General features: G+C 45.5%; 12 protein-coding genes. 10 read left to right on the plus strand and 2 right to left on the minus strand.

Features of this window, described 5'->3' with window-relative positions:
* The gene (proB, locus tag THICY_RS00875) at positions 1–1,122 is read left to right on the plus strand and encodes a glutamate 5-kinase (RefSeq protein WP_013834728.1); all 1,122 of its coding nucleotides are present in this window, start codon (positions 1–3) and stop codon (positions 1,120–1,122) included.
* A gap of 51 nt (positions 1,123–1,173) precedes the next feature.
* Positions 1,174–2,526, plus strand: a complete 1,353-nt coding sequence (locus THICY_RS00880) for an MFS transporter (protein ID WP_013834729.1) — start codon at positions 1,174–1,176, stop codon at positions 2,524–2,526.
* Here THICY_RS00880 and THICY_RS00885 read toward each other — a convergent pair.
* Positions 2,523–3,578, minus strand: coding sequence for a porin (locus THICY_RS00885; protein ID WP_013834730.1), 1,056 nt, complete (start codon positions 3,576–3,578; stop codon positions 2,523–2,525). The genes THICY_RS00880 and THICY_RS00885 overlap by 4 nt on opposite strands.
* A gap of 23 nt (positions 3,579–3,601) precedes the next feature.
* A complete protein-coding gene (locus tag THICY_RS00890) occupies positions 3,602–5,563 on the minus strand; it encodes a BCCT family transporter (RefSeq protein WP_013834731.1) in 1,962 nt (653 codons plus the stop codon).
* 298 nt (positions 5,564–5,861) lie between these two features.
* Between THICY_RS00890 and groES the strand changes: the two genes are divergently transcribed.
* The 8 genes from groES to THICY_RS00930 all read left to right on the plus strand — a co-directional run bounded on the left by groES (position 5,862) and on the right by THICY_RS00930 (position 12,267).
* Positions 5,862–6,149, plus strand: a complete 288-nt coding sequence (gene groES / locus THICY_RS00895; protein ID WP_013834732.1) for a co-chaperone GroES — start codon at positions 5,862–5,864, stop codon at positions 6,147–6,149.
* A gap of 37 nt (positions 6,150–6,186) precedes the next feature.
* Positions 6,187–7,818, plus strand: coding sequence for a chaperonin GroEL (groL, locus tag THICY_RS00900; RefSeq protein ID WP_013834733.1), 1,632 nt, complete (start codon positions 6,187–6,189; stop codon positions 7,816–7,818).
* Positions 7,819–7,954: 136 nt separating this feature from the next.
* On the plus strand, positions 7,955–9,001 hold the full coding sequence (argC, locus tag THICY_RS00905) for an N-acetyl-gamma-glutamyl-phosphate reductase (RefSeq protein ID WP_013834734.1): 1,047 nt from the start codon (positions 7,955–7,957) through the stop codon (positions 8,999–9,001).
* A 97-nt stretch (positions 9,002–9,098) separates the two neighbouring features.
* Positions 9,099–9,443, plus strand: coding sequence for an iron-sulfur cluster insertion protein ErpA (erpA, locus tag THICY_RS00910; protein WP_013834735.1), 345 nt, complete (start codon positions 9,099–9,101; stop codon positions 9,441–9,443).
* Between the two features lie 60 nt (positions 9,444–9,503).
* Complete coding sequence (locus THICY_RS00915; RefSeq protein ID WP_013834736.1) at positions 9,504–10,706, plus strand: citrate synthase; 1,203 nt, start codon at positions 9,504–9,506, stop codon at positions 10,704–10,706.
* 168 nt (positions 10,707–10,874) lie between these two features.
* Complete coding sequence (rplM, locus tag THICY_RS00920; protein ID WP_013834737.1) at positions 10,875–11,303, plus strand: 50S ribosomal protein L13; 429 nt, start codon at positions 10,875–10,877, stop codon at positions 11,301–11,303.
* 10 nt (positions 11,304–11,313) lie between these two features.
* Positions 11,314–11,706 (plus strand): 30S ribosomal protein S9, encoded by a 393-nt coding sequence (gene rpsI, locus THICY_RS00925; RefSeq protein ID WP_013834738.1) that lies wholly within the window; start codon positions 11,314–11,316, stop codon positions 11,704–11,706.
* A 114-nt stretch (positions 11,707–11,820) separates the two neighbouring features.
* Complete coding sequence (locus THICY_RS00930) at positions 11,821–12,267, plus strand: PAS domain-containing protein (protein WP_013834739.1); 447 nt, start codon at positions 11,821–11,823, stop codon at positions 12,265–12,267.
* Positions 12,268–12,277 lie beyond the last annotated feature (10 nt).

The raw sequence follows: 12,277 nt of genomic DNA on the forward strand, positions 1-12,277 counted from the left end.
ATGGATCGTTTGGCCCTATCTCAAACGCGACGCTGGGTTATTAAACTTGGTAGCGCACTCTTAACCAATGACGGTTCAGGTCTCAACCAAACAGAGTTGGCGAAATGGGTTGCTCAAATGGTGCTGTTGCGTAATCAGGGTGTTGAGCTAATTATTGTATCCTCTGGTGCAGTGGCCGAAGGGATGCAGCGTTTAGGTTGGAAAACGCGACCAACGGCATTGAACGAGTTGCAGGCCGCTGCGGCTGTGGGTCAGATGGGTTTAGTTCAAGCCTATGAATCCGAGTTTGCGAAAAGTGGCTTACACACCGCGCAAATTTTAATGACCCATGATGATCTATCCAATCGCGCGCGTTATTTAAATGCTCGTTCTACTATTCAAACCTTGGTTGAGCATGGGGTAATTCCGGTCATCAATGAAAATGATACCGTGGTAACCGATGAAATTCGCTTTGGTGATAATGATACCCTGGCTGCTTTAACGGCCAACTTAATTGGCGCCGATGTTTTAGTGATTTTGACCGATCAACAGGGATTGTATGACAGTAATCCGCGTGAAAACCCTCAGGCTCAGTTAATTAAACAGGCCCAAGTCAGTCGCAAGGATATCGAGGCGATGGCAAGCCCTCTTGGTGGTGCATTAGGGCGTGGCGGCATGTATACCAAGGTGATGGCCGCGAAACGTGCGGCACGCTCAGGTACGGCAACCTTAATTGCTTCGGGTCGAGAAGCGGATATTCTGCCAAAACTTTTTGCGGGTGAAGATTACGGCACTTTGCTGGTACCCGACTTAGAGCCGATGACCGCACGTAAACAGTGGTTGGCCGGACATTTACAGGTTCGTGGTCAACTGACTCTTGATGATGGGGCGGCCAAGGTTGTGCGTGCGCATGGTAAAAGCGTTTTACCGGTTGGCGTCGTCGCTTTGTCAGGTCAGTTTAAGCGGGGCGATATGGTGGTGTGTGTGGATCAGCAGCAGCACGAGGTCGCCCGAGGACTGGTTAATTATGATTGGGATGAAGCTCAGCGAATTTTACGCCAACCCAGTACCAAAATTGCCGAAATTCTTGGTTATGTCGATGATGAATCTTTGATTCATCGTGATAATCTTGTGGTGTTGTAAAACTATAGGGTAACGGTTTAAAACCCTTGTCCATCTGGTTATACTGGCGCCATGTTATTTAAAAAAACCCTCCTCCCCATTTCGTCATTATTCCTAGCCATTGCATTACTTGCCACCGGTTATGGCATGCTAATGACCTTCATTGGCGTATTTTTAAAGCAAGATGGTCTATCTGAATCCGTGATTGGCCTGATCAACGCGGCGTTTTTTTTGGGCGCCATGCTGGCCGCGGTATTTAGTCAAAAACTCATTGTTACTGTCGGACATGCGCGAAGTTTTTCGGCCTTTTCCGCGATTATGGTGATTGCCTTTCTCGGTCACGCACTTTTTTATGATCCTTGGTTTTGGGCTTTGCTACGCTTCGTATCGGGATTTGCCTATTATGCGCTGTTGATTGTTTTGGAGAGTTGGCTAAATGAGAAAAGCTCGACCCAGGACCGCGGCAAAGTGCTGGCCATTTATACCATTATTTTCTTCCTGTCCACTGCACTGGGGCAGCTAATTTTGACATTTGATGTTGAGCCGGTGCAAGTGTTTATTTTGGGTTCCGTGTTGGTGCTTTGGTCATTGTTTATGATTGCGATCACCCGGATTACCCAGCCGATTCTAAAGCCTTTCGAGCGCTATAGTATGCCGAAAATTTATGCGATCGCACCCTTAGCCTTGTTAGGTAGTTTTGTGGGCGGCGTCTTTGTGGGTGCGTTTTATACCATGATGCCATTGTTTGCATTGAACGTCACGAATCAAGCCAGTGTTGTCGCCTTTTTTATGGCGCTAACCATTTTAGGTGGCTTGGTTGCTCAATGGCCGGTGGGGTTATTGTCGGATCGTTTTGGGCGTAGACGTTTACTGGCTTGGACCGGCTTTTTTAGTGTCGGTGTGTTGGTGTTATTGATGTTAGTATCAGGGCTGGTAACCGATTCTGTGTACGTGTTGTATTTGCTTGGTTTTTTATTGGGTATGAGTTTGTTTAGTATTTATCCTCTCAGTGTCGCACGTGCAAACGATGAGATGGACGAGAGTAAGGATTTGGTGGAGATTAGCCGAACGCTACTCTTTTCGTATGGCTCGGGCTCGTTTGTGGCACCGCTAGTGCTCGGGGTGGCTTTAGGGATTTCAACAACACTCTTTTTTGCGGTGCTGGCGCTGGTAGCACTGGTGCTAGGGATCTATTCCTTAATGAGTGAACGGATTCCGGATGATCAGATGAATGTGTATGTGGCGGTGCCGGCGACGTCAGCGGACGTTTTGGCTGAGATGGATCCACGCCAAGATGATGAATGGGTTGAAGAACATCGACCAGATCTTGTTGAGGCAACAGAGGATCCGGTCGTGTCTGAATCTGAAGTGGAAGCAGCAGTGTCACAGTCAACTACTGAGCAGGCACCTCAGCTTAAAGCTTAAAAGTCGTAACGGAAACCGACCGCAACGGCTTTACCACCGCCCTTCTTAGCGTCGGGTTCAAAGTCACCAAGGGGATTGCGGAAACTGCCCGAGCCACCGGCTTTTTCTGCGGCTAGGGCGTTGACACTTTCTTGTTGATAGAACTCAATAAACGTCTTTAGATTTTTGCTGTATTGATAGTCCGCACCTAGATGGAAGATTTGGCCACCAAAACCATCGACATCCGCATACATCGCTTTGAACGTGTAGTCATTGAAGGTGTAGTCGGCGTAGAGGTTAAAGACATTTGCATCAGCTGACCCTTTCGCACTAGATTGCTCAAGTTTAATTCCTAGGTAAAGATTGTCAATTTGTTGACCTAAAGCGGCGCCTAATAGGCGAGTATCTTTATTGTCATCAACTTGTTCAATACCAATAGAAAAGTCGGTGCCATTGGCATTATAGGTTGCAGTAAATTGGTAGCGGTTATCGTCAAATGTATCAGCTCGGTCTGAAGTGTCTTTGATAACGGCACCAGCTCCAAATGAAACGCCATTAAAATCGGGGCTGTAGTAGCTCACTGTATTGAAAGCGCGGAAAAAAGCGAGAGTGGCATAGCCACTGTAGTAGGTGCTGAAGCGATCAACCTTATAGGAAATCGCGTTATAGAAAGGTAGCCACATTTGACCGTAGGCCAGGGTGCCAAAGTCACCAGAAACTCCTACTTGCGCTACACGCAAATCACGTCGATCATCGTAAGGGTCTTGAATTTTAAAATTTGCGGTATCAATCGGTACCTCAAGTTGTCCAAAGACATTAATGGCGTCATTGGCTTGCCAATTAGCGGTAATACCTAACCTTGAATAGGCGTCACGGATGTTGCTGTAGCTGCTGTTGCCGCCATTAGCAAACTCCGCGCTCGAATCCGGGTGCACCGCTTCTGCTTGCATTCGCAAGGAACCGTAAAAATCAATATCAACAGCCGCTAAAACGCTTGCTGGTGCGGTGCTAGCCATAGCTAACACTAAAGTTTTAAGAGTCAGTTTTGTAGCGTGTTTTTGTTTTTGTTGCATAGACATCCTTAGCTGATTTCCTATTAATTATTAACTTGATTTAAGAAGGTAACATGACGCGAGTACTGTTCTAAGACATCGTTTAAGATGGTGTCTTTGGTCCAGCCCATAATGTCATAATCTTGACCGCCTTCGCCTAAGTGGACTTCAATGCGGTAGTATTTTTTAGCGTCTGCGACCTTTTCTACAGCATCGCGCATAATAAGCGCGGTTGGCTCATAGGCTTGAGGACGGGCAGAGTAGAAAAAGTCAATGTGATCATCATGGCGAATTTCTAACCAGGCGCGCCCATCTTCACCACGCTGGACGCGAGCATCGAGGCCTTGCTTTTTAAACTCAGAAGATACCTCGTTAAGTGCCGGTGTAACGCTACTGTCGATAAACTTCAATACTTCTTTTTTCTGTGGCATGCTCACTAAGGTTTTTAAACGAGATTTCCAATCCATTTGACTATCAGTTAAACGGGGTGCCGCGAGCGTTGAATGCTTAGCAACATCGAGACGCAGTGAGCGAGCGAGTCCCCAGGCCATTAAGATCATTATGATGACAAATGGAAACGCGCTGGCAATGGTAGCTGTTTGCAACGCACCCAAGCCACCGGCCAATAGCAGGCCTGCGGCTAATATGCCTTGAATAACGGCCCAGAAAATACGTTGCCAGGTATGCGAGACACCGGTGCCCCCAGAAGTCAGTCTATCAACAACCAGAGAGCCTGAGTCGGCGCTAGTGACGAAGAAGGTAATGATTAACAGCGTCGCAATAATCGCGGTAATGCTTGACAGCGGTAAGTGTTCTAAGAACTGGAATAGGGCTACCGAGGTATCGGCAGCAACCGCGTCAGCAAGTTCGGTTATGCCTTGAACCATAATCATATGTAAAGCCGTGCCACCAAAGAAGGTCATCCACATAAAGGTAAAGCCGACAGGAACCAGTAATACGCCTAGCACAAATTCACGAATGGTACGACCTTTTGACACCATGGCAATAAACATCCCAACAAAGGGTGCCCAAGCAATCCACCAGCCCCAATAGAACAATGTCCAACCGCCGATCCAGTCGGTAGGTTCATAGGCATAGAGGTTAAACGTCATGTCTAACAATTGTGAAATGTACATCCCAGTGTTTTGAACGAGGGTTTGCAGTTGGAAAACCGTAGGACCAGTAATTAATACAAAAGCAAGCAGGGCTGCGGCCAAGATCATATTTAAAATCGATAAACGACGGATACCACCTGCCAATCCTAAGGCAACGGAAATAGTGGCTATGCCCGTAATAACAGCGATAAGAATAACCTGTGTTGTAATGCCTACTGGGATGTCAAATAGGTAGTTTAAACCGGCATTAATTTGCATGACCCCAAAACCAAGCGAAGTGGCCACGCCAAACAAAGTACCGATTACGGCAAAGGTATCCACGGCATGACCAATTGGGCCGTGAATACGGTCGCCAATTAATGGATACAGTGATGATCGAATTGTCATTGGCATATCGTGACGGAAGGCAAAGTAGGCTAAAGACATGGCCACAATGGCATAGATTGCCCACGCGTGAACACCCCAGTGGAAGAAGGTGATCCGCATGGCTTGGCGTGCTGCTTCAGCCGTCGCTGGATCGCCAACCGGAGGGCTAACATAATGCATTACCGGTTCTGCAACTCCAAAGAACATTAAGCCGATGCCCATCCCTGCCGAAAACAGCATGGCAAACCAAGATAAGTTAGTGAACTCAGGCTTGCTGTGATCACTACCAAGTTTGACATTGCCAAATCGTGACAGTGAGATAAAAGCGATAAAAACTAAAAAACCCGCTACAGCAAGGACATAAAACCAACCAAGTTGTGTGGATATCCAGCTGAGTGTCCAGGAGAAGAGGCTTGCGGCCAATTCGTTAAAGATAATGGTAAAAGCGACTAGCGCTAGAGTTAGAATCGCCGAGCTAATAAATACCGGGGGATTTATCTGAAATGCCGTTTTTGAGTGTGCCATAGTACCTAATAAATATTTATGTGTCTTTTTTGCCTTAAAATGTATTAATGCTATTAATCAAATTATTGATATTTGAAGCAGTTTAATTGAGAAGGCTATACTACCATCGATATGGCGGGGCTGGAGCAATGTTTATTAAATTTTTTTAAATTTTTTTTATGTTTGACCCTTGAATTGCTATTTTCAAGTCCCATTAAAGGGTGGTATTAAAAGCAGTAAGATAAATGTTATGTGCTTATCTATTGCAAACCTAATCTTGCCTTAGCTGGCATCTGTTAATCACATAGGAGTATTTTGAATGAGTATTAAACCTTTGCATGACCGTGTGGTCATTCGTCGTCTTGAAGAAGAAAAAGTGTCTGCAGGCGGTATCGTGCTTCCTGATTCAGCTAAAGAAAAGCCTGCGGAAGGTGAAGTTGTTTCCGTTGGTCCAGGTAAAGCGGCCGATAACGGTAACCTTATTGCAATGAACGTAAAGGTTGGCGATAAGGTATTGTTTGGTAAGTATGCTGGCCAAGAAGTTAAGGTTGATGGCGAAGAATTATTAGTCATGCGTGAAGACGATATTATCGCTATTCGCGGTTAATTCAAGTGCAATAAATAGATTAAAAGGATAAGTTAAGATGGCAAAGCAAGTTAAGTTTGGAGTTGAAGCGCGTGAGCGTATGGTCGAAGGTATTAACATCCTTGCGAACGCGGTAAAAGTAACTTTAGGGCCTAAAGGCCGTAATGTGGTTTTAGAAAAATCATTTGGAGCGCCAACGGTTACCAAAGACGGTGTGTCTGTGGCACGTGAAATTGAACTTGAAGATAAGTTCCAAAACATGGGCGCACAAATGGTTAAAGAAGTTGCATCTAAAACCAATGACGTGGCCGGTGACGGTACCACTACTGCAACCGTATTGGCACAAGCCATTGTGCGTGAAGGGATGAAATCCGTTGCCGCAGGTATGAACCCAATGGATCTAAACCGTGGTATTCACAAAGCGGTTGACGCTGTTGTCGCTGAAATCCAAAAAATGTCTAAGCCTTGCGAAACAACAGCCTCAATTGCCCAGGTAGGTACTATATCTGCTAACTCTGACAGCGCGGTAGGTAAATTGATTGCCGATGCGATGGAGCGTGTAGGTAAGGAAGGCGTGATCACGGTTGAAGAAGGTTCTTCATTACATGATGAGTTAGAAGTTGTTGAGGGTATGGAGTTCGATCGTGGTTACCTATCACCCTATTTCGTAACCAATCAAGAAAAAATGGTTGCCGAATTAGAAAATCCATTTGTTCTTTTGTACGACAAGAAAATTTCTAATATCCGAGAACTATTGCCAACACTGGAAGCGGTTTCAAAAGCGGGTCGTCCATTATTGATTATTGCTGAAGACGTTGAAGGCGAAGCCTTGGCTACCTTGGTGATTAACAATATGCGCGGCATTGTGAAGGTTGCGGCGGTTAAAGCTCCTGGTTTTGGTGAGCGTCGTAAAGCGATGTTGCAAGATATCGCCGTGTTAACTGGTGGAACGCTGATCTCTGAAGAAGTCGGCATGACGCTGGAAGGTGTTACTTTAGAAGACTTGGGTCAGGCTAAAAACATTAACATCGGTAAAGATTCAACCACGGTTATTGATGGCATTGGTGCAAAAGCGGATATCGAAGCGCGTTGTGCTCAAATCCAGTCTCAGTTGGCCAACACCACGTCTGATTACGATAAAGAAAAGCTCCAAGAGCGTTTGGCGAAATTGTCTGGTGGCGTAGCGGTTATCAAGCTAGGCGCGGCGACTGAAATGGAAATGAAAGAGAAGAAAGACCGTGTTGATGATGCGTTGCATGCAACGCGTGCGGCGGTACAAGAAGGTATCGTTCCAGGCGGCGGTGTTGCGCTAGTGCGTGCTAAAGCGCTAGTGAATGTTCAAGGCGACAACCATGATCAAAACGTAGGCATTGAAATTGCCCTGCGTGCGATTGAAGAGCCAATGCGTCAAATCGCTATTAACTGTGGCCTAGAGGGTTCGGTGATTGTAAACAAGGTTATCGAAGGTTCAGGTAACTTTGGCTTCAACGCGTCAACCGAAGAGTATGGTGATATGCTTGAGATGGGTATTATCGACCCAGCTAAAGTAACGCGTACCGCTTTACAAAATGCGGCATCAGTTGCAGGCCTAATCATCACAACAGAAGCGATGATTGCGGACTTGCCGAAGAAAGATGCACCTGCGGCACCTGATATGGGTGGCATGGGTGGTATGGGCGGCATGATGTAATTCGCGCTGTTTATAACGCTGAGTAAACCAACCCTGGTCAGTATATGCTGGCCAGGGTTTTTTGTTTTAGAGCTGAAAATAGTCGCCCGCTACTCAAGGCTTTGGCTAAAATAAGTAAAACGGTTTAGGAATGATTATGAAAAAAGTCAAAATTGGTATTGTAGGCGGCACAGGTTATACCGGTGTCGAATTATTACGCTTGCTGGCGAATCACCCACAGGCAGATGTGCAGGTCATTACCTCACGTTCAGAGGCAGGTCAGCGAGTTGCGGACATGTTTCCCAATTTGCGCGGCCACTATGATTTAGCTTATAGTGAGCCGGACATGTTGCAGCTTAAAAATTGCGATTTGGTGTTTTTTGCGACCCCTCATGGCGTTGCGATGAGTCAAACGCCTGAACTGATAGCCGCTGGCGTGCGTGTCATTGACTTAGCTGCTGACTTCCGTTTGACCGACCTTGCGGTGTGGGAAAAATGGTATGACATGAAACATACTTGCCCTGACGTGATGGCTGAAGTGGTGTATGGCTTGCCGGAAATTTTCCGTGAGCAGATTAAGCAGGCGAAGGTGATTGCGAACCCAGGTTGCTACCCTACTGCCGTGCAGTTGGGTTTCCAACCCTTGCTAAAAGCAGGGCTGGTTGATACTGGGTTTTTGGTTGCTGATGGTAAGTCGGGTGTTAGTGGTGCTGGTCGCGGAGCGAAGGTGGGATCCTTAAGTGCCGAGGTGAGTGAAAGCTTCAAAGCTTATAGTGTGAGCGGCCATCGTCACGCGCCGGAAATCGCGGAAGGCTTAACTCGTATGACACAAGGCCAGCCGGTTAATCTCACCTTTGTACCGCATTTAGTGCCGATGATTCGTGGTATCGAAGCAACGCTTTACGCTAGGTTAAACGAGCCAAAAAGCCAAGCAGAACTTCAAGCTTTATTTGAAGACTGTTATCGTGATGAACCCTTTGTTGATGTGATGCCAGCAGGAAGCCTGCCAGATACGAAGATGGTGAAAGGGTCTAATATGTGTCGGATGGCGGTGTATATGCCTGCCGGTGGCGATACCGTGGTGGTAACATCAGTGATTGACAACCTGGTTAAAGGGGCGGCAGGACAGGCGATTCAAAATATGAATATTATGTTTGCCTTGCCAGAGAAAATGGGTCTTGAGCATGTCGCTCTATTACCCTAATTACAGCTTTTGGTTTAAGCGACTGATTTGGTCTATAATAAAATGCTACATCCGCATGGATTCGTAAGATGAGTGCACCAAGTAAAAGGAGGGTGTGATGTCAGAACAAGCAATGTTACCGGTTAATTTCACCGATGCGGCCGCTTCGAAAGTCAATGGGTTAATTCAAGATGAGGGTAATGCTGAACTGAAATTACGGGTTTATATTTCGGGCGGTGGCTGCTCGGGGTTTCAGTATGGGTTTACTTTTGATGAAAACCTCGCTGATGATGATACTGTCGTCGAAAAGAGTGGCGTGCAGTTACTTATCGACCCGATGAGTTTTCAATACCTTGTTGGCGCTAAAATCGATTATTTAGAAGATTTGCAAGGCGCCCGTTTTGTTATTGAAAACCCGAATGCCACCTCGACCTGTGGTTGTGGCTCGTCGTTCAGTGTTTAATGTCTAGCGCCTCCTTTTGTTGAGGCGCAACCCAGTGAAATGATGTTCCAAGGAAATCTTATGCAATATATCCCCGGTTTAGCAGGTGTGCCCGCAACGGAATCGAAAATCTCTTATATCGATGGCCAAAAAGGCTTATTAACCTACCGTGGGTATAATATCATGGAGTTAGCCGAGAAGTCGTCGTTCGAGGAAACCACGCTCTTATTGTTGTTTGGGGAGTTGCCTACACGCGATGAGCTAAATGATTTTGATCAACAGCTGCGTGAAAATCGACGCGTTAAATATAATATTCGCGAGATTATGAAGAATCTGCCGGAAACCACTCATCCGATGCATATGTTGCAAGTGGTTGTCGCGAGTTTGGCCAGTTTCTATCCGAGTACAGAATACATGAAGGGCGGTACCGAAAATCAGGATTATATTAATGATGTAACGGTAAAGATTATTGCCCATATGGCCACGCTCGTGGCGCAATGGGAGCATATGCGTAATGGCTATGATCCGATTGAACCGCGTAAAGATCTGACTTATGCTGAAAACTTTTTGTATATGGTCACTGGTGAAGAACCGGATCCTGATTGGGCGCGTTTATTAGATGCGTGTTTAATATTGCATGCTGAACATACGATTAATGCTTCAACCTTTACCACGATGGTCACCGGCTCAACCTTGGCAAATCCTTGTTCCGTTATTTCATCGGCTATTGCGTCATTATCGGGTCCATTGCATGGTGGTGCCAATCAGATGGTTATCGAAATGCTAGAAAAAATCGGGCACCCTCAAAATGCACGCGCGTTTATTGAGGACCGTTTAGCAAAGAAAAAAGTTATTTGGGGCATGGGTCACCGTGAGTATAAAACTAAAGACCCCCGCGCGACCATTTTGCAGCAGCTATCGGAAAAGCTGTTACTGAAGAAAAGTGAGAGTGGTGAACTCAGCCAAATGTTTGAAACAGCGTTAGAAGTTGAACGTATCTGTGAAGAGTATTTGGGTCACAAAGGCGTTTATCCAAATGTCGATTTTTATTCCGGTATTCTGTACAAAGAAATGGGCTTTGATCCAAAAATGTTTACGTCTATTTTTGCGGTAGCCCGATCTGCCGGATGGATGGCGCATTGGCGCGAGCAACTGCAAAATAATAAAATCTTCCGTCCAACACAAGTCTATACGGGTGCTGGAAATTCCTGTTATCTGTCTCTAGACCAGCGCTCAGATGGCATTCGGAGTGTGTTGAGCAAGCAAAATAATCTGGAAGAGTAGTTGCCTTGTCTAGAAGCTAAGAAAATAATCGCGTTATGTGCTTGAAATATTGTTGATATTTGAGTAATATTCGCAGTCTTATTAATCCTTCCCCCTTATTGCCCGTTAAACAGTAAGTGAGCTGCTAAGATTGCAGTTGGGATTAAACATTAATTTTAGGATATTGAAATGGGAACATTTGTAGCCAAGCCAGCAGAAGTTAAACGCGACTGGTATGTAGTTGACGCTGAAGGTCAAACACTGGGTCGTCTTGCCGCACAAGTTGCAGCACGCCTTAGAGGTAAGCATAAACCTGAATATACACCCCACGTTGATTGTGGTGATTATATTGTTATTGTTAACGCTGAAAAAATTGGCGTAACCGGTAACAAGCGCAAAAACAAAATGTATCACCGATATACTGGGTATATTGGTAATTTGAAGTCAATGTCATTCGAAAAAATGATTGATTCACGCCCAGAGCGCGTTCTTGAGTTAGCAATTAAAGGTATGTTACCTCGTGGTCCATTAGGCCGTGATATGTACCGTAAGCTTAAAGTTTACGCCGGTACAGAACATCCACATGCAGCGCAACAACCAAAATCACTTGAAGTGTAAGGACTAAAACATGGCAACAGAACAATATTACGGAACAGGTCGTCGTAAAAGCTCAGTCGCGCGTGTTTTCTTACGCGCGGGCTCTGGAAAAATGATGGTTAATGGGCGTGAAATGAAACAATATTTTGCTCGTGAGACGGACTTAATGGTTATTAATCAACCGTTAGAAGCAACCCAAAGTGAAGGCAAGTTTGACGCGTACATCACCGTTGTTGGTGGTGGTACAACCGGTCAAGCTGGTGCGATTCGTCACGGCTTATCGCGTGCACTAGTGGCATACGAAGAAGGCAATCGTCCGGCATTACGTGCTAAAGATTTGCTAACGCGTGATGCGCGTAAGGTCGAGCGTAAAAAAGTCGGTCTTCGCAAAGCACGTCGTCGTCCGCAGTTCTCAAAACGTTAAGAACTTTCGTTTTCAGATATGTAAAACCCGCTTTAGCGGGTTTTTTTTGTTTGTTGTATAATCATAAATCCTGTTAAAATCAAGTTACATGTAAATCGGATATCTCGACAAGTTATGAAAAAGTTTCCAATACGTAACGAATTATTACTTCACCTAATCGACTCTGCGCAGGATGGTATCGTGTTAGCGGAAAAAGAGGGGGAAGACACGATTTTAGTGTATGTAAATCCTGCGTTTGAAAAACTTACCGGTTATTCAGCCGAAGAAATCTTATTTCAAGATTGTCGCTTTTTGCAGGGCAGTGATCGTGAGCAAGATGCTGTTAAAGTGATTCGTTCCGCTGTAGATAGTAATAAGCCAGTTAGAACCATTTTAAAAAACTACCGTAAAGATGGCAGTTCGTTTTGGAATGAGCTGAGTGTGACACCTTATTATGACCAGTATGATAAGTTAACCTACTACATTGGTATTCAAAAAGATGTTACAGAAGAAATGGCATTGCGTGATGCTTTAGCAGACGCTCAGCAAGAAATTGCCGACCTAAAGGCACAGCTTATTTAGCCTAATTAAT

It is taken from the genome of Thiomicrospira cyclica ALM1 (assembly GCF_000214825.1).
In the GTDB taxonomy this organism is placed as follows: Bacteria; Pseudomonadota; Gammaproteobacteria; order Thiomicrospirales; family Thiomicrospiraceae; genus Thiomicrospira; species Thiomicrospira cyclica.